The sequence below is a fragment of the Paenibacillus sp. HWE-109 genome (assembly GCF_022163125.1).
In the GTDB taxonomy this organism is placed as follows: domain Bacteria; phylum Bacillota; class Bacilli; order Paenibacillales; family NBRC-103111; genus Paenibacillus_E.
In genome coordinates, this window is sequence record NZ_CP091881.1 from 3659198 (window position 1) to 3684434 (window position 25237).

21 protein-coding genes are annotated in these 25237 nt (G+C 46.1%); 1 reads left to right on the top strand and 20 read right to left on the bottom strand.

The features are described from left to right. Window positions 1-31 precede the first annotated feature (31 nt). From murD to LOZ80_RS15675, 20 genes are all read right to left on the bottom strand, one after another. A complete protein-coding gene (gene murD, locus LOZ80_RS15580) occupies window positions 32-1426 on the bottom strand; it encodes a UDP-N-acetylmuramoyl-L-alanine--D-glutamate ligase (protein WP_238172249.1) in 1395 nt (464 codons plus the stop codon). 3 nt (window positions 1427-1429) lie between these two features. After that, the gene (mraY, locus tag LOZ80_RS15585) at window positions 1430-2365 is read right to left on the bottom strand and encodes a phospho-N-acetylmuramoyl-pentapeptide-transferase (protein WP_238172998.1); all 936 of its coding nucleotides are present in this window, start codon (window positions 2363-2365) and stop codon (window positions 1430-1432) included. Between the two features lie 98 nt (window positions 2366-2463). After that, window positions 2464-3843, bottom strand: a complete 1380-nt coding sequence (locus LOZ80_RS15590) for a UDP-N-acetylmuramoyl-tripeptide--D-alanyl-D-alanine ligase (RefSeq protein ID WP_238172250.1) — start codon at window positions 3841-3843, stop codon at window positions 2464-2466. Next, on the bottom strand, window positions 3840-5327 hold the full coding sequence (locus tag LOZ80_RS15595; protein WP_238172251.1) for a UDP-N-acetylmuramoyl-L-alanyl-D-glutamate--2,6-diaminopimelate ligase: 1488 nt from the start codon (window positions 5325-5327) through the stop codon (window positions 3840-3842). Before LOZ80_RS15595 ends, LOZ80_RS15590 begins: the two co-directional genes overlap by 4 nt. Window positions 5328-5436: 109 nt before the next feature. Further along, window positions 5437-7365, bottom strand: a complete 1929-nt coding sequence (locus LOZ80_RS15600) for a stage V sporulation protein D (protein ID WP_238172252.1) — start codon at window positions 7363-7365, stop codon at window positions 5437-5439. A gap of 85 nt (window positions 7366-7450) precedes the next feature. Then, window positions 7451-9733 carry a penicillin-binding transpeptidase domain-containing protein gene (locus tag LOZ80_RS15605; RefSeq protein ID WP_238172253.1) on the bottom strand — a complete coding sequence of 761 codons (2283 nt, stop codon included), beginning with the start codon at window positions 9731-9733 and terminating at the stop codon, window positions 7451-7453. Between the two features lie 15 nt (window positions 9734-9748). Continuing rightward, window positions 9749-10180 (bottom strand): cell division protein FtsL, encoded by a 432-nt coding sequence (ftsL, locus tag LOZ80_RS15610; RefSeq protein ID WP_238172254.1) that lies wholly within the window; start codon window positions 10178-10180, stop codon window positions 9749-9751. A 21-nt stretch (window positions 10181-10201) separates the two neighbouring features. Next, entirely contained in the window at window positions 10202-11152 is a 951-nt protein-coding gene (gene rsmH / locus LOZ80_RS15615) for a 16S rRNA (cytosine(1402)-N(4))-methyltransferase RsmH (protein ID WP_238172255.1), read from the bottom strand. A gap of 51 nt (window positions 11153-11203) precedes the next feature. Continuing rightward, window positions 11204-11641 carry a division/cell wall cluster transcriptional repressor MraZ gene (mraZ, locus tag LOZ80_RS15620; RefSeq protein ID WP_079420022.1) on the bottom strand — a complete coding sequence of 146 codons (438 nt, stop codon included), beginning with the start codon at window positions 11639-11641 and terminating at the stop codon, window positions 11204-11206. Between the two features lie 125 nt (window positions 11642-11766). Beyond that, a complete protein-coding gene (locus tag LOZ80_RS15625) occupies window positions 11767-12906 on the bottom strand; it encodes a DUF4349 domain-containing protein (RefSeq protein WP_238172256.1) in 1140 nt (379 codons plus the stop codon). 481 nt (window positions 12907-13387) lie between these two features. Then, window positions 13388-14650, bottom strand: a complete 1263-nt coding sequence (locus LOZ80_RS15630; RefSeq protein WP_238172257.1) for an adenosylhomocysteinase — start codon at window positions 14648-14650, stop codon at window positions 13388-13390. Window positions 14651-14662: 12 nt separating this feature from the next. Then, window positions 14663-16297, bottom strand: coding sequence for a bacillithiol biosynthesis cysteine-adding enzyme BshC (gene bshC / locus LOZ80_RS15635; RefSeq protein ID WP_238172258.1), 1635 nt, complete (start codon window positions 16295-16297; stop codon window positions 14663-14665). A gap of 152 nt (window positions 16298-16449) precedes the next feature. After that, the gene (locus LOZ80_RS15640) at window positions 16450-17406 is read right to left on the bottom strand and encodes an ABC transporter ATP-binding protein (RefSeq protein WP_238172259.1); all 957 of its coding nucleotides are present in this window, start codon (window positions 17404-17406) and stop codon (window positions 16450-16452) included. After that, window positions 17396-18436 (bottom strand): ABC transporter ATP-binding protein, encoded by a 1041-nt coding sequence (locus LOZ80_RS15645; RefSeq protein ID WP_283214765.1) that lies wholly within the window; start codon window positions 18434-18436, stop codon window positions 17396-17398. The genes LOZ80_RS15640 and LOZ80_RS15645 overlap by 11 nt, the downstream gene beginning before the upstream one ends. A 13-nt stretch (window positions 18437-18449) precedes the next feature. Then, on the bottom strand, window positions 18450-19382 hold the full coding sequence (locus tag LOZ80_RS15650; protein ID WP_238172260.1) for an ABC transporter permease: 933 nt from the start codon (window positions 19380-19382) through the stop codon (window positions 18450-18452). Window positions 19383-19385: 3 nt separating this feature from the next. Next, window positions 19386-20318 carry an ABC transporter permease gene (locus tag LOZ80_RS15655; RefSeq protein ID WP_189006255.1) on the bottom strand — a complete coding sequence of 311 codons (933 nt, stop codon included), beginning with the start codon at window positions 20316-20318 and terminating at the stop codon, window positions 19386-19388. Between the two features lie 106 nt (window positions 20319-20424). After that, the gene (locus tag LOZ80_RS15660) at window positions 20425-22107 is read right to left on the bottom strand and encodes a peptide ABC transporter substrate-binding protein (RefSeq protein WP_238172261.1); all 1683 of its coding nucleotides are present in this window, start codon (window positions 22105-22107) and stop codon (window positions 20425-20427) included. 400 nt (window positions 22108-22507) lie between these two features. Continuing rightward, window positions 22508-22909, bottom strand: a complete 402-nt coding sequence (locus tag LOZ80_RS15665) for a DUF3397 domain-containing protein (protein ID WP_238172262.1) — start codon at window positions 22907-22909, stop codon at window positions 22508-22510. A gap of 13 nt (window positions 22910-22922) precedes the next feature. Then, window positions 22923-23876 carry a ketopantoate reductase family protein gene (locus tag LOZ80_RS15670; protein ID WP_238172263.1) on the bottom strand — a complete coding sequence of 318 codons (954 nt, stop codon included), beginning with the start codon at window positions 23874-23876 and terminating at the stop codon, window positions 22923-22925. Between the two features lie 110 nt (window positions 23877-23986). Continuing rightward, window positions 23987-24640 carry an RsfA family transcriptional regulator gene (locus LOZ80_RS15675; protein ID WP_238172264.1) on the bottom strand — a complete coding sequence of 218 codons (654 nt, stop codon included), beginning with the start codon at window positions 24638-24640 and terminating at the stop codon, window positions 23987-23989. A gap of 318 nt (window positions 24641-24958) precedes the next feature. Here LOZ80_RS15675 and LOZ80_RS15680 point away from each other — a divergent pair, with 318 nt between their 5' ends. Beyond that, on the top strand, window positions 24959-25189 hold the full coding sequence (locus tag LOZ80_RS15680; RefSeq protein WP_028558057.1) for a DUF2626 domain-containing protein: 231 nt from the start codon (window positions 24959-24961) through the stop codon (window positions 25187-25189). Window positions 25190-25237: the final 48 nt, after the last annotated feature.

Genomic DNA, 25237 nt, shown 5'->3' on the forward strand with positions numbered 1-25237 from the left:
CACACTCGCCAGACAGGTGGATAAGCCCTACTTAAAGGTTATGCACGGACTCCTTAAACATGCGTCCCCTGTCCTCATAAGAGGGGAACATATCCCAACTTGCGCAAGCAGGTGAAAGCAGGACGATATCGCCAGGTTCACACATTTGCCAAGCAAGCTGTACGGCTTGAATCACCGCGTCCGCTGCATCCTTAGCAGTATCGACGGTTTCCAAGCGGCTAATCCCTGCCAGCTCAGCAATATGCGTAATTTTCTCCCGCGTTTGCCCCATGGTGACAACGCCTTTGATGCGGTCACGAAAAGTAGGCAGCAGCTCCATATAATCCGAGCCACGGTCCAAGCCGCCGGCAATGAGCACTACTTGTTGATCGAAGGCTTCGATTGATTTAATAGCAGCCGCGGAATTGGTTGCCTTCGAGTTATTGTAGAAAGTAACCCCTTCAAGCTCTCTCACGAGTTCTAGACGATGTTCCACGCCGCGGAAGCTTCTTAGTACGTCTGCTATCACCGAAGGCTGAACACCGGCTGTAAGGGCTGCCGCTGCGGCTGCCAATGCATTTTCTACATTGAAGCTGCCTGGCATTCCCATTTCACTGGCTCGCATAATCGGACGAATTTGACCTTGACCGTTCGCATAAACAAGCATCTCAGATTCACTCTCAAAATAGACGCCATGGTCAAGCGTTTCGATCATGGAAAAAGGCAAAACCTGCGCGCGAAGCGTAGGAATCAGGGCACGGCATACCGCATCATCCCAATTCAAAATCGCGGTATCCGCTTCCGTTTGATTCGCAAATATTTTGGCTTTAGACGCTATATAATCATCCATAGTGCCATGATAATCCAAATGAGTCTCATATAAATTCAGCAGCATGGCAATTTTCGGTCGAAACGATGTGGTTCCTTTCAACTGAAAGCTGCTGAGTTCTACGACCATCCAGTTGTCTGCTGTTACCTCTGGCGCTGCTTCCGTGAGCGCACGACCAATATTGCCTGCAACAACTGGCGATAGTCCTGCCTGATCCAACATTAATCCAATTAAGGTCGTCGTTGTGGTTTTGCCGTTCGAGCCTGTAATCCCGATAATCGGCGCTTCACAGAATTGGTAGGCAACCTCTACCTCCGTGATGACCTCAATCCCCAGCTCAAGCGCTTGGCGAATCGGCTCAACCGAATAGGGAATCCCTGGATTCTTCACGACAAGCGCTACACCGGCATGCACCAAGGTGTCCGGATGAAAGCCGCAGACAACAGAAATACCCAGAGCCTCCAGTTCGTCGGCTTCAGGGCATGCGCTCCGCTCTTTTTTATCATTGACTGTAACGATGGCTCCTTTTTGGTGAAAAAGCTTAGCTGCAGCGACACCGCTCCGAGCCAAGCCTAATACAATCACTTCAAGTCCACGATATTCCCGCGGATGTTTCATACTCTACAACACCTCATTCATATATAATCCAAGTACGGCAAGGATCAAGCCGACAACCCAGAAAGTAATAACAACACGCCATTCCGACCAACCGACCAATTCAAAATGGTGATGAATCGGGCTCATTTTGAAAACGCGCTTCCCTCTTGTTTTAAACGATACGACCTGAATGACAACAGACAAAATTTCGATCAGAAATACGCCGCCAACGATCGCTAACAAAAGTTCTGCTTTGGTCAGAATAGCCACAGCGACAAGTCCGCCGCCGATGCCAAGCGACCCTGTGTCCCCCATGAATACTTTGGCCGGATGCGCATTAAAAACCAGAAATCCTAGCACAGCCCCAACCATGGCTGCCGAGAAAATAGCTGCTTCTGGCTGCGTATTATTCATCGCAATAACCGTATACGCTCCAAAAGCGATCGCACTTGTTCCAGCAAGCAAACCATCCAGTCCATCTGTGAAGTTAACCGCGTTGGAAGCACCTAACATAAGAATCGCCATTAATGGGAAATACAGCCAGCCTGGGTTGAAGTGAAACTCGACAAAAGGAATATATAAGTCCGTGCTATGACCTTCCATTACGAGCAGGTAACAAACAATGGCTGAAATCAGCAATTGTCCGAATAACTTTTGCTTCGCTGTCAGTCCGAGTGAGCGTTTGAAAATAATTTTGATATAATCGTCCAGAAATCCGACGAGACCGTAGCCGAGTGAAGCAATCAGCAGGATCAACAAATCCGTATTCTTATCGGCAAAACGAAGCGTAGCCAGAGCAAGAGCCAGTAAAATAATGACGCCGCCCATCGTTGGGGTCCCTTGCTTTTTCAAATGCCCCTGAGGGCCATCCTCACGAATTTGTTGACCAAATTTCATCCTTCTCAGAATCGGGATAAAAAGCGGCCCCATAATTAGCGCCAGCACAAAGGCTACGCCCATTGTTAATAAAATTGCGTTTTCCACGTCGGTTCCCCCTGCTCGTTTCCGCCTTCCGAAAACGATCTACTGTTTCATAATATAGATAACTCTCCAACTACTCAGGCGAGCAAAGCATTGACAACTTGCTCAAGCCGCATGCCGCGCGAGCCTTTCACGAGCACGAGATCATCCTTATCAGCTAGTGTGCTTAGTTCGGCAGCAAGCTGCTCCTTCTCCTCGTAGGCGCGCACCCGCCCCTGCGGGAAGCGAGCCTCCGCTTCCTCCGCGATGAAGCGGCCCAACCGCCCGAACGTGAAGACGTAGTCTACACGTTCCGCAGACAGCATCGCGCCAATGCCGCGATGGAACTGCTCTTCGTGCTCGCCAAGCTCCAGCATGTCGCCGAGCACGAGGAACTTGCGACCGAAGCCGCCCAGCTGCTCGGTCAGCGTAATGGCCGCCCGCATCGAGGCCGGGCTGGCGTTGTACGCATCGTTCAATACGGTCAGCCCAGAGGCTGCCGTCAATTTCTCGATGCGCATGCTCGTCATCTGCAGCGAGCGCAGCCCCGCTGCAATCGCGAGGGGCGAGACACCGAAGGTCTCGCCGATGGCAATAGCCGCTAGCGCATTAATGACATTATGCGTGCCTAGCAACGGAATGAACAATTCCGGATAGCCCGGCGAATTGATCTGGAAGTACGCCCCATCCGCATCCATGCGGATGTCGGTCGGGAACAAATCATTGCCATCGCCGCTGCCGAAGTGAATGCGGCGAAGCCCCTCAACGCTTCGCTCCTCGAGCGCTTGAGCAATCAGGGGCTCATCGCCATTGTAGACGAGCCATCCGTCCTTAGGCATGCCGCTGACGATCTCCACTTTGGCGCGAGCGATTTCTTCCCGCGAGCCTAGCTGGAGTAAATGCGATTCCCCGATCATGGTGATGATCGCTGCTTCCGGTTCCGCCAGATCGGATAACAGTTCGATCTCGCCCCTGCCGCTCATGCCCATCTCGACCACAGCGAATTGCGTAGTCTCCTCCAATTGAAGCAATGTTAGCGGTAAGCCAATATGATTATTTAAATTCCCTTTGGTTTTATGCACCTCATACGTACTGCCCAGAACCGCCGCTACCAAATCCTTGGTCGTCGTCTTGCCGTTGCTTCCCGTAATACCAATGATTCGCACTGGCAATTGATTGCGATAAGCTTTGGCCAAACGCTGCAGCGCTGCTAAGGTATCAGCCACCCGGATATGCGGAATGCCTGCCGGACCAGCACCGTGGTCATCCTGCCATAAAATAGCCGCTGCTCCTTTGAGGTGGGCTTCTTCGACATATACATGTCCGTCAAAATTTTCTCCGATTAACGGAATGAATAAGCTGCCTGCCGGGATAGAGCGTGTATCTGTTGAAACGCCGTTAATCGCTATTGCGCCATTGCCCTCAGATACTTCACTCCCCAACATCACGGCCACTTGCTCTAATGTGCGTTGGATCATCGTCCTCTCCCCCTTATCGCAGCCTTAGCCACTAACCGATCGTCGAAATCATGCTTGACACCCATGATATCCTGATACGTTTCGTGGCCTTTTCCCGCTATCAATATTACATCTTTGGGGCCTGCCCCATCAATAGCCTTTTGTATCGCTTTTTTGCGATCCACGATGAATTCAACTTTTTCTGCGGGATAGTTAACTTCTTCCAATCCTGGACGAATATCTTCCAGAATGGCCGCTGGATCTTCCGTTCGCGGGTTATCCGAAGTTACGTACAGAAGGTCGCTGTACGCAGCTGTCACCTTTCCCATGATAGGACGTTTGGTCTTGTCGCGGTCACCGCCGCAGCCAAAAACGGTAATGACCTTGCCTTCTGCGAATTCTGCGATCGTAGACAAGGCATTCTCTAATCCGTCAGGTGTGTGCGCATAATCAACCAAAACTAAGAATTCCTGACCTTCATTAACAACTTCCATGCGGCCATCTACAACAGCAATACTCTCTAAGCTATTCCGAATCGCTTCAAGTGGAACGTTCTCTGCCAAAGCTGAGGCAATCGCCCCGAGGGCATTATACACATTGAATTTCCCCACTAATTTCATTTGGAAATAGGCTTCGCCCGCGAACGACACAAGCTTAAATGACGTGCCTTTGGACGTGATTTGGATATCTGTCGCGCGCACATCGCAATCATTTTCGATACCATATGTAATAATCTGTGCAGCTGTCAGCCTGCTTAACGTTAGGGAAACTGCATCATCCGCGTTCAGAATGGCATATTGCCTTTCCTCGGGGTTCAGTGAGAAGCCGTTCCCGAGTCTGGAGAACAAGAGCCCTTTGGCCGCAGCATAAGCTTCCATTGTTCCGTGGTAATCCAAGTGATCCTGCGATAAATTCGTAAAAATCCCCGAACGGAAATGAATCCCCTTCACGCGACCTAATTCTAACGCATGACTGGATACTTCCATAAGGCAATAGTCCGTCTTCTGATCGCACATTTTGCGAAAGCTGCGTTGCAGATCAACCGCTTCCTGCGTCGTCCGTTCCATCTCATAGTAGGTATCGCCGATCTTCATCTCAATGGTCCCCATGAGACCTGTCACAAAGCCTTGATCACGCAAGATTCGCTCCAGCAAATACGTCGATGTCGTTTTACCATTCGTTCCCGTAAATCCGATTATTTTCATTTCTTTACTAGGATAGCCATAGAAATGAGCGGATAACACCGCCATCGCATATCTGGCATCTTTGACGACCAACTGCGGGATCGGGAGATCAAGCACTCTTTCAGTGACAAGTGCAGAAGCCCCAAGCGCAATCGCTTTTGGGGCATAATCATGGCCGTCTGCGGTTAAGCCGGGGATACATAGGAACAAGTCGCCCGGCTTTATTTTACGAGAGTCTGCTTCAATCCCCGTAATGTCTGTTTCAGCATTTCCATGTATATGGGTAATGAGCAATGCGGAAGCAAGCTCCTGGAGTTTCATGAGCAACCCTCTCCTTACGAGTTTTGTATCTATTATGGACAATTTTATGCAGATGGAAAAGCGAAACATGTCTTATTTGAAAATCTTTTTCCACCGTCACTCCACTGCCTTACTGCGGAGGCGCGTTATCTGAGAGGAAAATCCGAATCGTTGAGCCTTGATCGACCCTAGACCCTGCTTTCGGCGCCTGACTGATGACATATTTCCCGTTTCCGGACTTCGCCAGCTTAAAATTCATGTTCAGATCTTCTAATATATCATCAACTGACGCTCCAACCAAGTCCGGTACTTCCACAATCGGAATTTCACCGTACCGGTACTCTTTGTTGAGCTGTGCTTTGTCCGGTTCAACCTTCATATAACGCAGGGCGTCAGCCATCATATTCTTAACTAGAGGCGCTGCGATCAGACCGCCGAATTGAATGCCTTTCGGATCATCCACAGCGGCATAGATGACCACTTTGGGATTATCCGCCGGCGCAAAGCCAATGAACGAAACGATATGCTCATCCGGTGAATAACGTCCATTTACAACCTTCTGCGCAGTCCCTGTCTTGCCCCCGACACGATAGCCGTCGATGAATGCATTGCGTCCCGTACCGAGCGCTACTACACTCTCCAGCGCCTCTCTTACCTGCTTCGAAGTTCCCTCCGAAATCACATTTCTCACAAGTTCAGGCTCCACAACATCGACAACCTCACCTGTATCTGGATTCGTAAACGACTTAGCAACGTAAGGTTTAAACAGCTTCCCTCCATTAATCGCCGCAGATACCGCAGTGATTTGTTGAATCGGCGTCACAGAAACCCCTTGACCGAATGCCGTAGTAGCCAATTCTACAGGACCAACCTGAGACGGTTTGAACATAATGCCGTTCTCTTCCCCGGCAAGATCAATGCCCGTCTTTTTACCAAAGCCGAATTTGGATATGTAATCAAACAACTTTTCCTTGCCTAACCGTTGACCCATCACAACGAAACCTGGGTTGCAAGAATTTTGCACTACTTGCAGCATGGTTTCACTGCCATGACCCCCACGCTTCCAGCAGCGCAGCCTCGCTCCGCCAACTTCTATAAAACCTGGATCATAAAATTGTTCATTTTTGAGATCTACCTTTTTTTCCTCTAAAGCGGCTGCCAGCGTAATAATTTTGAACGTGGAACCCGGCTCGTACGTTTTCCAAATCGGCAAGTTCCTGTTGTAGGTTTCGGCCGCATACTCCTTATAATTGCCTGGCTCATAGGTCGGTCTGCTGCCCATAGCCAGAATCTCTCCATTGTTAGGATCCATCATAATCGCCACGACATTCTGCGCCTGATACTGAACCATCGCTTGATCCAGCTCTCTCTCCATGACGGATTGCAGATGGCTGTCGATCGTCAATTTCACATTGAGCCCATCCTTCGGACTTCTGTAGGTATCTGTCGTCCCTTGAAGAACTCTGCCAGCTGCATCCGCCATATAAGAAATACTGCCTGGAATTCCCGTTAATTGACTGTCGTACTTCGCCTCAATACCTGTCAACCCTTTATCAATGCCGGCAAAACCAAGAATGTGCGCTGCCAAAGTGCCAAACGGGTAGTATCTTTTGTTATCCTCTGCCACGACAATTCCCGGAATATGAAGATCGCGAACTTCCTGCGCTTTCTCAACCGTTATTTTGCGTCCAGATGGTTTTATATAGTTTTTGGATGCTTTTTTCGTAATCTGCTTGTAAATGTCTTCTTCATTGCCCTGCAGCACTTCAGCCAGTTTGGCCGCTACGCTGCGAGGATCCTGTAGTTGTACCGGTATGGCTAGAATCGTTGGGGTGCTCATACTATAAGTCAATGCAATGCCATTGCGATCTTGAATTTCGCCTCGTTTGGGCGCGAATGGAATTTCCCTTCGCCAGCTGTCTTCTGCTTTGTTCGCCAAGTCTTGTCCAATCCAGAGCTGGACATAGGCCAGACGGAAGATAAGAGCGGTGAAGATGACAGTGCCAATGATGAGCGCAGTGAACAATCTGCGACGAACGGTAACGTTAGAAACACGCATGAACGTTCAATCTCCCTTCCCAAATAAATCAAGTCATTCCTAACATGACTATTCGGGACAAACAGGGGTTAGAACAAGCTCTCCGTTAAGGTGTTTTTTTCCCGGCCGTACGCTGATCTTCTAGTTTTCCTTTTGGCGCAGGCACCGGTGTAGATGACGCGTTCTGCGCATCCGTTCCCGCCGACTTCTCACTAAGCGGTTTGAGCTGCAATGTTACGTTGCGCCCTTCTCCATCGCCAGCCGCTGTCTGCTCCGAAACGTACCCCTCACCGGATGTTTTGCAATCCACTTTGAAGAAAGAGCAGGCCTCGACCGCATCCCGCAGGGATCGACCAACCAAGTTCGGCAGCGGCATTTCATCCACAGATTGCATAGCCACATAAATTCGTTGCGCGGACAAGATTTCAGTTCCTGCTTTCGGAAATTGTTCAACAACCTTCGCGCCTTTACCGAATACTTCCAGAGACAACCCGCTTTCTTTGGCTGTTGCTTTGGCGCTTTCCGCTGTTGCATCGGCCAAATTGGGAACCGTCAGCTTGTTCGCTTCTTTGGCTATCATCTGAGTTTGCTTACTGGAAGCCACACCCATATATTGCAGGGACTCTCCTACGATTTCTTTGAAAGCCGGCGCTAAGACTTGGCCCCCTAAATGATAGTTCCCTCCCAAATCAGGTTGATCTGCGATTAAGGTAACTAAGATTTTGGGATTCTCTACAGGGGCATACCCGATAAAGGATATAACCCATGTATTCGGCGAATACGTTTTTTCACCAGGTCGAACGAGATTCGCAGTGCCGGTCTTTCCTGCTATACGATAACCTTCCATATAGGCAAGTTTGCCTGTACCGATCTCTTGGTCAGAGACAACTTGCTCTAGATATCCGCTTACCAGATTGGCTGTTTTCTCGCTAACGACTTGTCTTACTACTTTGGGAGGAAAAGATTGAATTGTTTTCCCTGTTTTCGGATCGACAATGTCTTTGACAATATGCGGCCACATCAATTTCCCGCCGTTAGCAATCGCCGCATAGGCAGCAGTTTGCTGAATTGCCGTAACCACAACTTTCCCCTGACCATAGGTCGCGGTTGCAATTTCAGGCTTATATTTCATATCGACCAATCCCGAAACTTCGTTCGGCATATCAATATTCGTTTTTTCCTCAAAACCAAATTTGGTAATATAATTTCTAAATTTGGCTTCAGTCAATTTCTCTAAACCGAGCTTAACGAAAGCCACGTTACTTGAGCGTTTCAAGCCGTCCAGAAATGAGATTTTCCCCCAACCCACATAGTTGTGGTCATGAAGCACGCGATCCGCTACTTGAATTTGACCGGATTGATACATTTCTGCAGGGTTGAAAACCCCTTCTTCGACAGCGCCTGCCAGCGTTACAAGTTTGAATGTCGATCCTGGCTCATAGCGTGAAGCCACAGCGCCATTTTTGAAATCAGCCTGATCCTTAATATTCCAATAGGTATTGGGATTAAAAGTCGGCGTATTCGCCATTCCTAATATTTCCATCGTCTGCGGATCAACAGCAATCGCCGTCAAACTCTTAGGATGCCACTTGTCATTCACTTTGGCCAGCGCACTTTCCAAGTAAAATTGAATATTCTTATCAATCGTCAGTCTAACATTATTGCCATCTTCCGCTGGCTTGAAATCGACCTTGGCATCAGGCAGTTCTACGCCTTTGCCATCTTTCTCATAGCTTAGCATGCCAGGCACGCCTTTGAGTGTATCGTTGAGTTTCAACTCCAAACCTAGTGCAGCCTCGCCTTCTTTATTCGTATAACCGAGAATATGAGAAGCTAGCGATTCCCCGGGATAGTAGCGTTTCTTCTCTTCTAAGATACTAATCCCAACATTCGTTTTCGCCGATTTATTGAGCTTCGTTTGCAAGGTTGTAATAAAAGCGCGGACTTGATCAGCTTTCTCCTTATCAATCTTCCAACCTTCATTCCGAATTTCTACACTTACGGCAAAATCAGTCCCATCCGGCTTCATTTTCGTAGCCCGATCGCGGATTTTGTTCACAAGCGCAGGTTTAGTTTCATCCGATTCTTTCAAAATGCCAGCTAGTCCTTGCACAATTTCTTCAGCAATATGATAGCCATCTATGATTTTGGGATTAAGCGCAACGGTGTAGGCGGTCGCTTCCACAGCCAGCGCTTTGTCGTTTCGATCCATAATCGTTCCTCTGACCGGCGCTATGACTCTATCAGTCTCCCATTTCTTCTCTGCGCCTTCCAGCAACCAGGAAGCTTCTACTACTTGGATCCAATAAACTTTAGCAATAAGGACAACAAAAAGAAGGGTGAAGAACCCTCCGATGAGTAGTGAACGCAGCTTAATTTTTTTTGTCATATCGATACCTGCCCGTTACGGTTTAGAAGCATTTTTCGTATTTTTGCTGCTGGAGTTCGTCTTTGCTTTCGGAGGCGTCACCAGGCTTACTTGCTTCTCATCTTGCAAATTAAACCCGAGACGCGTAGCCTCCCCTTTTAAACGATCAGGACTTTGCAGCTTTTCCACTTCTTGTTTCAAAGCGCTGTTTTGCGCTTGAATTTCTTTAATCTCACTTTGCATTTTCAAAATACTTGTATTCATCTGATAAATGGCCGCATAGCGCCAAATAATCACACCGGCAACAATGACACAAAGTACGACTGTAAAAAGATACAGCATTTTTTCTTGTGTCGGCAAGGATTTATTTCGATAAACAACCTTCGTTGTTTCCTTTATTTTAACCTTGGGTTTCGCAACGGTGCGTTTTTGATCAAGAGCTAAATTGCCTTGGATGTAAGATGGCATTCATTCTTTCCTCCCCTTGTATCAAAGCTTCTCAGCGATCCGCAGTTTGGCGGATCTGGCTCTCTGATTAACATCGAGCTCATGCTCACTTGGTATAATCGGTTTGCGAGTCACCAATTTAACCGTTCCTGTTTTCACACAAACACAAAATGGAAGATCAGGTGGACATGTACACTTCTCTACATTTTTCACAAAAAATTGCTTGCAAATGCGATCCTCCAACGAGTGGAAAGTAATCACTGCAACGCGCCCCTGCGGTGCAAGACAACGAACCGATTGCACTAACGCTTCTTCAAAAGCTCCTAACTCATCATTTACCGCGATACGTAATGCCTGGAAACTCCGTTTAGCCGGATGACCTCCTGTTCTTCTTGCAGCTGCGGGTATCCCTTCTTTGATCAACTCTACCAATTCACCAGTTGTTTCAATCGTCTTTTTCGTTCTCGCTTCGGCAATGACACCTGCGATACGTCTAGAAAACTTCTCTTCGCCGTATTCAAACAAGATGCGTGCAATTTGCTCTTGCGGCCACTCATTGACAATCGTTTTGGCTGTTAACACGGTGGAACGATCCATTCTCATATCGAGTTCAGCATCATGATTATAACTAAAGCCCCGCTCGCCATCATCTAGCTGTGGGGACGAAACGCCAAGATCAAAGAGGATACCGTCTACTTGCGGTACACCGTCTCGCAAAGCTCTGGGCTCATTCTGGAGCACCTTTTCCAACTCTCGAAAATTGCTTTTCACTATTTTCACGCGATCCAGATAAGGAGCCAGCACCGTCTGGGCGTTGGCTAATGCAATATCATCTTGATCTAACGCAATCAGCAAGCCTTCAGGACTTAACTTGGATGCAATCAAGGAGCTATGACCTGCTCCTCCCATCGTACAATCCACGTAAACGCCATCTGGCTTTATATGTAAACCTTCAACAGATTCTTCCTTAAGTACCGTCACATGATGAAACACTTGGTGTCCTCCTAAGAACTTTGCTTGGAGCAAAGCTCACTTCGTAAGTATCTATAAATCAAAATTGAAATCGACGAGTTTCTCTGCTATTTCATTAAAGGATTGTTCCGATTCATTGGCATAGCTTTCCCAAATTTGCTTACTCCAAATCTCAACTCGGTTCGAAACGCCGATAACAACGCAATCTTTCTCAAGCTTGGCGTGATCAACGAGATTCCCGGGGATGTTGGCTCTTCCCTGTTTATCTAGGTCGCACTCGGTAGCACCGGAGAAGAAGAAGCGGGTAAAAGCACGGGCATCTGATTTCATAAGGGGCAGCGCTTTAAGCTTCTGTTCGAGTATCGCCCATTCTGACTGCGGGTACACGAATAAGCATTGATCTAGACCACGGGTGATAACAAAGGACTCTCCGAGGGCTTCACGAAATTTGGCCGGAATGATCATACGCCCCTTTTCGTCGATGCTATGTTGATATTCACCCATGAACATAGCATGCGCGCCCCCTTTCCCTCCACTTTGTACCACTTTCCACCACTTTTTAATCATAATTCGCTAAAAATGAAAGAAATCCTGCTACAAGAGCAGGATTTTCAAAATTATTTTCAATTATGGGTCTATTCTATGTCTTTTGTTGCTTGCTGCTCATCATCCAATGCGTTCAAAGATGCATTTTGCGCTTTAAGCTCATTTCGCATCGCGACCAATTGTTTATTCCGTTTGCGTCTGTAGGCCCAAATAGGTCCTCCAATGATGAGACCAATAACGATAACCGGGAAAGCTGCCGCCAGGAAAACGAGGATCCCTTGCATCACAGCAACCAGTACATTCAGACTGGAGTTCCACGCTTTTTGAATCCGCTCTTCTAACGTTGACTTATTGGGATCAGAGAGCAGCGGCTTATTGCCCGTTTGTTGATACATGCGAAGTTCAATAGTGGAAAAAGCAACATTTTGATCCAAATATCTCATTTGCCCTTTGATCTGTTCAATCGTCTCTTGCACCTTGGACAGTTCATTGGAAAACGCCAACAAATCATCTGTTTTCACAGCTTTCTCCATGAAACTAAGCAAGCGGGTTTCAACTAGCTGCTTTGCCTTCAGCCGGGAACTTAAATCGACGTATTGTTCCGTCACATCCTGACCTTGCACACTTCTCTGGAGGGAAGGACTCATTTTCTCCAAGCCGTCCAGCAAAGAGACAAAGCCATTCGCTGCTACTTTGATGGTATACGTGCCTCCACGTTCCCCTGTATTGGCATTCTCCGAGAATTGAAGGATATAAGCGCCGCTAAGTGCGACTAAGTCCCGAAGAGCTGTCTGAGACTTGCTATAATCCTCTACTGGCATAACCAAATTAGCCCGATAAATCAATTTGCGATTAAAACCTGCCGCTTCATCGCTGCCCGTGGCTGGCATCACCGTGATTGCCGAGGATTTACTACCTCCAGGTGCTGTATCCGCCGATGACTTCTCCCCTTCTTTTTGTGTGCTCGCAGCAGCTTGCGCCGCGGGGGCTCCCGCCGCCTTCGCATCCGATTGCTTCGTTACACTAAGCTGCATACTGTCGGCCATCGCATCGTTCTTCATTTCAGATGCTGAAGAAGATTTCGATGAATCTTTGGCGGAGCTGCAGCCTGCCAGCAGCGCAGCCAGCAGCACAGCTGTCGCTATCAGCACTGTCAATCCCTTGCCTACTCGACCACGCGTCACGGACTGCTTCAAATCCTTGCTTGCTTTACGCTTAAATACCCCCATACAAGCACCCCTTCGTTTCCAAATATAGGATATACCCCCTTTAAACGGGGATACCCTGCAAAAGGTTGCACACATCCCGTCAATTAAAAAACCTCCGGATCAGGAAGTTCAGCGTGTGGGGTGTCATCCAGTCAATGAACCATGAAGCCAGCCCTTGCCACTAACGAACTCCACGCCCTTTATTCGCTCAGAATCGCTCCTTCTGAAAATCTAGTGAACTCCAGATGCTCTATTTCAAGCAAATGATCACCATTTCGCCAATAAAATACTCGATAGCGCCAACCCTGTTCATTAAATCGCCATAGTAGCCATTTTCCGGTCTATAAGCATCATACAGTTCAGTTAGATGCCCTTGTGGAGACCGAAACCGCATAGCAAAGAAGCCTGTGGTGGACGTCAATAAATAAGGAGTGAGCTTCGCCTCCCCATTAAAAAAAGCCCTCCAGTCCACCAAAGTGGTCTGAAAGGCTTCAATTCAATCTTAATGCTCGGCCCAGCTGTCTAAATACATTTTTTGTTCTTCCGTCAAGAAATCGATGCTGGTTCCAAGCGACTCCAGCTTGAATCTCGCTACTTGCTCATCCAGAACATAAGGAACATTCACAACTGTTTTACCTAGTTTTTCATATTCATCGTTCACATATTTCAAAGACATCGCTTGAAGCGCAAATGTCATATCCATAATTTCCGCCGGGTGACCATCGCCAGCCGCAAGGTTGACAAGACGACCTTCCGCCAGAATGTAGACTTTGCGGCCATCTGTTAATTGATATTCTTCAATGTTGCGTCTAACTGTGCGTTTGGAAGAGGACATTGCCTCTAATTCTGGTTTGTTTACTTCAACGTCAAAGTGGCCGGCATTCGAAAGAATCGCGCCATCTTTCATTACTTTGTAGTGCTCCCCGCGAATGACATCACGGTTGCCCGTTACCGTTACGAAGAAATCGCCTAATTTAGCCGCTTCCAACATCGGCATAACGGCAAAGCCGTCCATGTAGGCTTCAACGCCTTTGATTGCGTCAATTTCGGTAACGATAACATTCGCGCCAAGACCTTTGGCCCGCATAGCAACACCTTTGCCGCACCAGCCGTAGCCGACAACAACAACCGTTTTACCCGCAACAACCAAGTTCGTTGTACGATTAATCCCGTCCCACACGGATTGACCCGTTCCATAACGGTTATCGAACAAGTATTTACAGAAAGCATCATTCACAGCTACCATCGGGAACTCGAGCTTGCCTTCTTTCTCCATCGCTTTCAAGCGAAGAATACCCGTCGTCGTTTCTTCCGCTCCACCGCGAACTTGAACAGCCAAATCTTTACGCTCGGAATGCAGAATAGAAACCAGATCCCCGCCATCATCAATGATAAGATCCGGCTTTGTTTCAAGCGCTTTGATCAACAGTTCCTTGTACTCTTCCGGACTCGGGTTGTACTTGGCAAATACGGTAATGCCGTCTTCTACCAATGCCGCACAGACATCATCTTGCGTAGAAAGTGGATTACTGCCAGTAATCGTAACTTCTGCGCCGCCCGCTTTCACAACTTTAGCCAAATAAGCCGTCTTCGCTTCTAAATGCAGAGAAATAGCTACTTTCAGACCTTTAAAAGGTTGTTCTTTCTCGAATTGCTCGCGAATACGATTCAAAACAGGCATATGCGCCTGTACCCAATCAATTTTCAAATGACCTTCTGGCGCTAACGCCATATCAGTTACAATGCTTTTTGCTACGGTTGTCATGTATGTTTCCTCCTATAAATAATAAACGCGATGCAAGCCATCTACAGGTATTGAAGTCTCCACTAAATCACGAAGCCAATCATTCCCATATCGATTCATATAAGCACACCCATTATACACTCTTTCTTGCGGCTTTGCTAACGGAAAGATCGTAAGTCGAATTCGTTCCAACTGTCTCAGCGCGGCGTCAAATTGTGTTTTGTACGCATCACCAGCTTTATTTTGCAAATAGTCGATTTGCTCAAGTATTTTTAGCAGATTCGTATCCCCCAGCTTTTTGACACCGGGATTAATAACAGCTAACGACTCGACTATTGGCGCATAACTATCACGGAAATCCTTTTTCACAGCATCGAAACGCTCGTTCAATTGCAAAGTATCCTGTGCATCCAACCACGCCTGTTTCTTTTCCTCAAAACGCTCAAGCACGTCCTCTAATGCAAAATCGTACTTATTCATTTGCTTCTGAACCGTACCTTCAATGAGGGTGAATTCTAAACGCGGCACGATGATCGGCATTTTCATTCCAAATTGCTCAAAAGCCTGTTTCGTCAAAGCCCAGTAAGCAATTTCACCTGGCCCCAACACCGTCGCGAGAACAGGGAACAGAAATTCTTGCATCAAAGGGCGCGACATAACGTTGTTGCTCAGTTGTTCCGGCGTAGTCACCGCGATATCATGCAGCTGTTCTTTGGTATACTGAAAGTCATTCTTCTTATCGGTAAAAAACTCTCCTTCACGTCGCAAGAGCAGACGCTGTCCTCCGGCAAACACGAAAATATTGGCTCCGTCCTCCGCAACATCTGCCTGAACTTGATAGCCAGCCTGCTTGACCTCGTCTTGACTTTTCAGCAGCGAAGCTGTCAATGCTTCATTCTGAAGAACAATTTGTTCGAACATGGACGATTCCAACGCGCGCAGCGCCGGCTCATCCGAATCGATAAGGACAAGTCCGTATTCACCAAAAATAACTGCCATCCAGCGCGCAAAGGCATCGGACAAAGAGGCTCCGCCTACCGCAGCCTGTTCCAGCTTGGCCAGCAAGGACGCTTTGAACTCTGTATCCATGAGGGATTGATCCAAGGCTTCCAGCGCTTCTCTCCACGTTTCAGGAGCAATAGGCAGCTTACTGACCGATGTGCGAATCCCTGTGGGATGATCGATCTTGATTTTGTCAATCTGCTGCGCTTGTGTCAGTGTATATATATGGTTTACCTCATCAAAATCATGGTCTTCGCCAGCAATCCAGAAAACAGGAACTACCGGCCTTGCCAATTTGGCACTCCACTGACGAGCCGATTGAATCAGGGTTATCGCTTTATACAATACCAGGAGCGAACCGCCAAACAATCCCGCTTGCTGTCCGCCAACGACGGCCAACGCTTTTTTATCAGAAAGAGCGGCAACTTGATCCAGCGCAGCCTGCGAATTGCCAATACGTTCATTGTAGGCTTGCAAAACTCCAACCAATTGGCCACGATCAGCGATTAATGGATGATTGCCTCTCTCCAGCCACTGTACACGGGACTGCCAGTCATCTGTGTTCCCGAAATGATAGGGAAATAACGTTTGTGCTTGATCAGCTTGAACGATGTAGTCCTCAGCCAGAATCTGATTTTTCTTCCAATGAAAAGTTTCCATTTGCATATGCGACTTGTGTCTCCTTTTCACAACAAATAAAACAACTATGTTCTGATTGTACACGTAAGGCCAGCAATCGTCAAAACTGTATTTTAAATAATTACAATTGATCAGCGATACGCTAAAAAGCCGCCCCTAATGGGACGGCCAGCAAACATTTAATACAGATGGCAAGCTACAAAATGGTTCGGTTCCACTTCTTTGCTAGGCGGCATCGAATCTGCGCACTTCGCCATCGCTTGCGGACAGCGCGTACGGAATGGACAGCCGCTAGGCGGGTTCAACGGACTCGGAACATCACCTTGAAGGATGATGCGCTCACGCGTACGCTCAATTTCCGGATCTGGAATCGGAATCGCAGACAGCAACGACTGCGTATAAGGATGCAGCGGTTTGGCATAAAGATCATCCGAAGTTGTTACTTCAACCAAATTGCCCAAATACATAACGCCAATGCGGTCGGAAATATGCTTGACCATCGCCAAGTCATGCGCAATGAATAAATACGTCAAACCCATTTCTTTTTGCAGACGTTTGAACAAATTGACCACTTGTGCTTGAACCGAAACGTCCAATGCCGAGATCGGCTCATCCGCAATAATAAACTTAGGTTCAATCGCAAGCGCGCGGGCAATCCCGATACGTTGGCGTTGGCCGCCGGAGAACTCATGCGGAAAGCGGTTCGCGTGCTCATCATTCAGACCTACCGCGCGCAGCAGTTCCATCACGCGTTCTTTGCGTTTGGCCCCTTTGTAGAGACCATGGATGTCGATACCCTCGGCAATGATGTTGCCTACCGTCATACGCGGGTTCAAGGAAGCGTAAGGATCCTGGAATACCATTTGCATATTGCGGTTAAAATCCTTTAACTTCTTGCCCTTCATCTTATGAACGTTCTCGCCGTCGAAGATGACTTCGCCTTCGGTAGCGTCATAGAGATTGATAATCGTCCGGCCAGCGGTAGATTTCCCACAGCCGGATTCCCCTACAAGACCAAACGTTTCACCGCGGTTGATTTCTATGGAGAAATTGTCAACAGCTTTAAGAATCTTGCCGTTGCCAAGATTAAAATGCTTCTTCATATTGCGAATTTGCAAAATAGGTTTATTGGACATGTTGATGACCTCCCACTCCTACAGGACGTTCAACTTTCGGTGCATCAGGATGCAACAGCCAACATGCCGAACTATGTGTCTCCGAAAGCGTCGTATGTTCCGGATCCTCTTCCAAGCAATGATTCATGGCATATGGACATCTGGCTGCAAAAGCACACCCTTTTGGCGGTGCGAATAGATCTGGCGGCGTGCCCGGAATCGGTACAAGCTCCTCATTGCTATTCGTATCCAAACGAGGCACCGAGCGAAGCAAGCCCCATGTATACGGATGCTGTGGATCGTAGAAAATTTCATCCACAGTCCCTTGCTCGACAATTTTACCTGCATACATTACGACAACTCTTCTAGCCATATCAGCTACAACGCCGAGATCATGAGTAATTAATATAATGGAGGAATCCGTTTTTTCGGAAATCGTCTTCATCAAATCAATGATTTGGGCTTGAATCGTAACATCCAAAGCCGTTGTTGGTTCATCTGCGATAAGCAGCTTAGGCGAACAAGCCAGCGCGATGGCAATCATCACACGTTGACGCATACCGCCGGAAAGCTCATGCGGATATTGATGAATACGCCCCTCCGGCGAGTTGATGCCCACCAGTTTGAGAATCTCGATCGCCTTCTCCGTTGCCGCTTTCTTGCTCAAACCTTCGTGCTTGATCAAGCCTTCTGTAATTTGATCGCCGACTTTCATCGTCGGGTTCAGCGACGTCATCGGATCTTGGAAAATCATCCCGATTTCGGATCCGCGGATTTTCTCCATTTGTTTATTGGAAAGTTTGGTAATGTCCATTTTCCCATCAAACAGGATAGAACCGCTTTTTATATAGCTAGGCGGAGTAGGAATTAAACGCATGAGCGTTTGTGCCGTAACGGATTTCCCGCAGCCGGACTCACCTACAATCGCCAACACTTCACCTTTTTTCAAAGAAAAAGATACGCCGCGAACAGCTTGAACTTCCCCCGCATACGTTTGGAAAGAAACTCGCAAATCTTTAACTTCAAGCAAATTGTCTTTGATGCTCATCATTATTCACCCCTTCTTACTTGCGCATTTTTGGATCAAGCGCGTCGCGAAGCCCGTCGCCCAGCGTATTGAAGCTGATTAGGATCAAACTGAAAATCGCCGTTGGAATAAGCAAGCGATATGCGTATAAACGGATGACGTTTGCTCCATCAGATAACAAATTGCCGAGTGAGGCCAGTGGCGGTCTGACACCTAGTCCAATAAAGCTTAGGAAAGCTTCCGTGAAGATCGCAGAAGGTACAACGAACGTAATCTGTACAATAATGATTCCGAGTGCATTCGGGATCAGACTACGCATGATGATTCTCATCGGAGAAGCACCTAATGTACGGGAAGCAAGTACGAATTCCTGTTCTTTCAGAGTTAGCATCTGACCACGCACTAAGCGTGCCATCGGCACCCACCCTGTAATACTATAAGCCAAGATAATCGAGGAAATCCCTGAACCGATTACCATGATCAAAAGAATGGCGATCAGCAAAAATGGAATCGCATAGACAATCTCAATGGCACGCTGCATGAACTCATCAACTTTACCGCCATAGTAGGCAGAAATCCCGCCATAGATAACGCCGACCACCAAATCAATCAAAGCAGCCGTAATACCAATGAAAAGGGAGATTCGCGTACCAATCCAGACACGCGTCCATAAATCGCGACCGAAATCATCCGTTCCAAACCAATGATCAGCACTTGGCCAAGCATTTTTCAACTTCAAATTCTGCGTCTGATAATCATAGCTTGAGACCAGAGGTGCAATAACCGATAACAGAATTAATGCTACCAATATAATTAAGCCAGCCATAGCCAGTCTATTTTTCTTAAGTCGTCTCCATGCGTCCTGCCAATAATTGAGCGAAGGTCTTACAATTCTATCGCCAGCTATAGATTTATTTGATACGGGAGCAAACTTGAAGTTAGCCTCTGATGTGTTATTTGGAGTTTGCATGCGTTATTTCCCGCCTTTCCCAAGACGAATTCTAGGGTCTACAAAGCCATACACAATGTCTGTGATGAAGATTACCAAAATAAGGATGGCCGAATAGAAAATAGTTAATCCAGAAATCATGGTGTAATCATTGGAATAAACCGATGAAACAAAGTGTTTACCCAAACCTGGCACGGAGAAAATTTGTTCTACCACGAGTGTGCCTGTGATGACGTTTACAAATATTGGGCCGATAATCGTGATAACCGGTAAGATCGCATTGCGAATCGTATGCTTTACAACGACTGAAAAGTTGGTTAACCCTTTCGATTTCGCTGTTTTGATGTAGTCTTGATTCAGTACATCCAGCATGGAGGTACGCATTAAACGAGCCAGAATCGCAATCGTACCGAAAGATAACGCGAGTGACGGTAAGATCACATATTTGGGACCTTTCCATAAACCAGCTGGAAGTATGCCCCATTTGACCCCGACATAATAAGATAACAGCGGTCCTAATACGAAGGATGGAATGGATACACCCAAAATAGCAATGAACATAGCTGTATAATCGCCTGCTTTATTATGTTTCAAGGCTGCGATGATACCAAGCGTCAAACCAACTACGATAGCAATAACAATGGCAATCAAGCCAAGTTTAAGGGAAGACGGGAATGCTTGCTTGATAATATCCGTAACTTTGTGAGCAGGAAATTGAAAGGAAGCTCCTAGATCGCCATGGATGATATTGTTCATGAATGTCAAGTACTGTTCCCACAATGGCTTATCCAAACCGTATTGCTTCAGCAACATCTCTTTCGTAGCTTTCGGAATCCGTTCGGCGCCTTCTCCAAGTGGATTACCTGGTAAGTTTTTCATCAATACGAATGTAAATGATGCAATTAGCCATAACGTGATAAGCGCATATAAGAAACGGCGAAGAATGAACTTAACCATATTGCTCCTCCTTTATTAAAATTAACAATCGAGAAATTTAGAAGAGGCCGCTCCCACGAGGTGCGAACGGCCTCTTCTTGACAAGACTTGCTATTCAAAACTTACCTTACTTGATAGAAGCCCATTTCAATTCCCACTCTTGTCCAAAGGCAGGCAGGATCAGGCCAGTAACATTTTCTTTCTTCAAGTAAGCACGAGTACGGAAGTACAGCGGCGCTACACCTTGATCATCCATCAGGATTTTCTCAGCATCGATCAATGCTTTGGAACGCTTGGAAGCATCAACTTCTGTTTGAGCGGATTTAATCAATTTATCGTATTCTGGATTGCTGTAGTCGCCTTCGTCAAATTCTCCGCCTGTTACCCACATATCCAAGAACGTCATTGGATCGTTGTAATCAGCACCCCATAGGGACAATACGATATCGAAATCTTTTTTGGAGGAAAGCTCGATACGCAGAGCATGTGGAACTGGGTTCGCTACAGCATCATAACCAAGGTTTTGTTTCCATTGCGCTAAGATGAACTCAAGTGATTTTTTCGCAGTTTCTGTATCATCTGCATTCACTTTCATTTTTGGAAGCTCAGTTAAGCCTAGCTCTTTCAAACCTTCAGCAAGCAATTGCTTAGCTTTCGCCGCGTCGAACTTAGGTTGTGTTTCACCAGCAGATTTACGGAAATCTCCGCCGGCGCCATCAGAAGTACCACCAGGCACTAGACCTGTGGATGCAACAGAACCATTAGCAAGAACTGTATCTACATAAGCTTGACGGTCAATCGCCAGACCTAATGCTTGACGAATTTTCTTGTTGCCTAGAGCTGGAACTTTTTTCGTTTGGTACATCAAGTAGGAGTTCGTCAACTCTGGTTTTGGCAGGTTGTCCGGTTTACCTTTGTAAAGCGTCAGTTGATCGCGGTTGATTTCTGTCAAATCAGCTGCATCTGTTTCATATAAGTTAAGACCTGTATTGGAATCTTTAACGATGTTAGCTGTAACTTTTGTAAGCTTCACGTTAGCTGCGTCCCAATATTTATCGTTTTTAACAAGTTCAAGCGTTTGGCCGTGATCCCATTTGCTCAGAACGAACGGACCCGCACCAATAACTTTATCAACTTCAGCGCCGTATTTGTCACCGGCTTTCGTAACGAAATCTTCTCTTTGCGGGAAGAATGTTGCGAATGCAAGCAATTGTGTAAAGAACGCTACCGGTTTTTCAAGCTTAACTTCAAGTTGTTTATCATTAATTGCTTTTACACCTAGAGCATCTTGTGCTGCTTTGATTTCATCCGGCGTTTTTGCTTTGGTAACAGCTTCTCCACCTTTAATCCAAGCAACGATGAAGCTGTATTGAGCTTTAGTAGTAGGATCAAGAGTACGTTTGAAAGAATAAACGAAATCCTGTGCTTTTACAGGTTGTCCATCGGACCAGTTCGCATTGTCACGAATATCGAATGTGTATGTCAAACCATCAGCTGAAATTTTAGGGAAATCTTTGGCAAGTGCTGGTGTTGCTTTACCATCTTTATCTGTACGATAAAGTCCTTCGTTAAATGCGCCAAGGAATGTGAACGCTGCATTTGCCGTTGTTTTGGAGCTATCCATTACAGGCGGCTCAGCTGTAAAGTTAATTTTCATCTCTTGTGGTTTGTTAGATGCTGGAGCTGCTGTACCTTTTGTATCCCCAGTAGGAGATGTTGAAGGACTTTCCTCACTTTTCGCACAACCAATTGCTACGCTACCCATCAGGGTTAATGCTACTGCTGTTGAAACCCACTTTGTCGCTTTCATAAAACTCCTCCTCTAAAATTATGTATGTCTAGACATCTATGGTTAGGTGTTTCGATAAGTTTACTCACATAAACATCACACCATTTACCAACATCACCATGTAACCGCTTCATCAATGTTATAATATCTAACTCAAATCTCTGGTAAAAAAATTTACTAGAGTCTACGCAAGGAATTATAACATATAACCAAACTTTGTCCACAATTAATTTACCTTTGGAAGAATAATGTTATAATAAAAGAGTGAGAAAATGAGTCTCACGGTTTCTAATTATACAACCAACGGTCAATAAAATCTAGACGAATTTCATTGTTATTTTCTACAAAACTGAAATAAATATTACAAAATATCAATAAAAAAAAGAATTTTTCTTACGAATCCGGCATATCAAACAACTTGCTACGTCGAAAAAATGTAATTTTTTCCGACGTGCAAAAAAAACAACAGGATATATAAAGCCGATAAACCCAGAAAACCTAATCTCCAAACGACCCTGCTCACCCTCAACAAATCAGTTTGTCCTTTAATATGCGTTTGATAACCTCCAATAATGCCGAAAGCAATCAGCAGCACTAGGGTAATCAGCCAAAAGCCAAATTGGGTATGAAACAACTTATTCCACATGACAGAAACAGAGCCAAGTAAAAACAAGGTTGTAACATCCATCGTTAGTCTTGTTGTCATTTTTTTATCACGCAGAAAAACATAAGCCAAAAACCACAGTATCGCAAACGTAATAAAAGGCGCCACTGTCAATACAGCATATAAGTTCATTAACCAACTGGCTATCATGTTCCACATCGAAATCACCTTCTTATTCTAGAGCTTTAACGAGAAGATACACGGTCTCGTGCGTTGGAAGCTTCATATTCAACTTATTCGCTATTGCCAATAAGCTTCCGTTAATACGATCTATCTCTGTAGGTCGGGAATTCTCAATATCTTGAAGCATCGATGAATGATTTTGACTTGTAGCTGTGCAGACTCCCAGCAGACTTTCCCACAAGCGATCTGGAAGCGCTACGCCTTGTGCTAGTGCCACCGCACATGCTTCTTGATACAAAGCTTCCATCAAAGACATTGACGAAGCCGTGCGCAGCAATTCACCGTTCGTCACACGCATAATAGCCGTAAGCGGGTTGATAACGGCATTGATAATCAACTTGCTCCATATTCTTACATCCATGTTCTTCGACATCTCCGATTGAAATCCTGCCTTCCCAAGCAGTTCTACTAACAAAAAATGTGCAGAAGGATCTATTTCTTCAGAATGCTGCATGGTCCCTATGTAGGTTACGCCATGACCCGTATGCGAAACCCGTGTGAACCCATCTCGTCTTGCCCCTTCCGTAGTCACAGCGAGCAGTAAACGATGCGAATCAATCACTTCACCCAGCATTTCTTCATGACCCACGCCATTTTGAAAACAGATTAGATAAGTCCGTTCATCCATGTGATTATCCAGGTAATCGACAAGTTCTTTCGTAATCGCAGGCTGTTTCACCATAAGAAAGATATAATCATAAGGTTTTCCGTTTTCGGCAACTGCCGCTGTTTGTACTTCTTCTATAAAATAGCCGAATTCAAGGCTCTCATTTTGTTTTATTTTTTGACGTCCATCTGCATCGTTGAACTCAAGCCCCTGCCCAGCCAACTCCCCAGCTTGCGCTCTTGTCCTCGTAATTACTGTTAGTCGTTCACAATAGGCCGCCAGTTTCGCTGCATACAACAGGCCCAAAGAACCTGCTCCGACAATCATTATACGCATCTAATCATCCCCTCACAGACCTTATTATACAATAAAAAAGCTTCAGTCCAAGGGTTTACCCTGTTCCGAAGCTTCTATATTAGGCATATCGTAAAGTTGAAGGTTGCTAACTAGTCTACTCTTTCTAAATTGCCGTTTGCATCCATCTTAAACCGCGGCTTCTCTTCTTCCTCTTCTTCCACTAAAAAGGCCATCTTGCGCGCTCGATCCATAATTTGAATCAACGCTTTATAATCGTCATTCACGACGCGATAATCCGTTTCAACTTCATTCACTTGCTTGTTCAACTTGTTGTTTTCCCTGCCTAGTCTATCTAACTCATCCTCTTTGTCCTGCAGCTCTTTCTCCAAGCTTTTAATATGTCGATTCATATCTTGATACGTGCTTCTCCACTGTCGCAAGAACCGGATCACTGCGTCAATCGACAGCGTTTCTTCTGTAAAGGATTCTGATTTCCCCTGCGATAACTCCGGATTATCCAATAGCCCTATGGAAGTCGAGCCAGAGATGGACACTGCCGCATGCTTCTTGAGCTGCGTTCTCTTTTGACGTTGCGCTTTGGCAATTTGTATAGCCGCTTCATATTTCTTTCTGACAAAGCTATTCCAGCGAAATCCACAAGCCGCCGCTGTACGTCCAATGCGTTCTCCAACTTCCTCAAACGCAGATAATTGTGTGCTGCCTTCTCGTATGTGACGCAGTGTCACTTCCGCTAAGATCAAGTCGTCTTCATCGCTCCAAGCATCTTGTCTAATTGCCGACATATGGTCAAACCTCCCAATCATAATGTACAGATGCAGTTAAAAGAAGAATCAATTCGTAGATAACAGGTATAAATTGATTCGTGCCATTAGTACTATTTCTATGCCCGTACTAGAGTTCATAGAATCTATTTGATACTAAATGGTATTGCCAAATTTTTTGACACTCATACATGGGATTCGGATAAAAAGACATACTACTACTATCTGATGAAATGTTTTGAATTTCGTCACCGTTTGACGGTTTACACCGCTCAGTTCAAAAGGTATAATGTGTTGTAGTTAAAGTGCAACGTGGTACGAGAGGGGGATGTAACGAGAATGGATCGCATGTTTCGGGTTCTAGGTTTTTGGACACTTGTTATCGCGCTTATGAGCTTAGCAGGCGATATGATACCTATGTCTCTGATTTTCTTTTTTCAAACAGCCGTATTCGTCATTCTAGGCTATATGCGCTTGTCAGAACGCACTTACATATTGTTGTTCTGGGGATATATGATTATTTCCTTCAGCGGCTTTACGTACTGGTCATTTTTCAAAATGTCCATCTAATTCCCACAACCTTAACAACAAAGCAAAAAGGTGGACCGCTTAATCAGC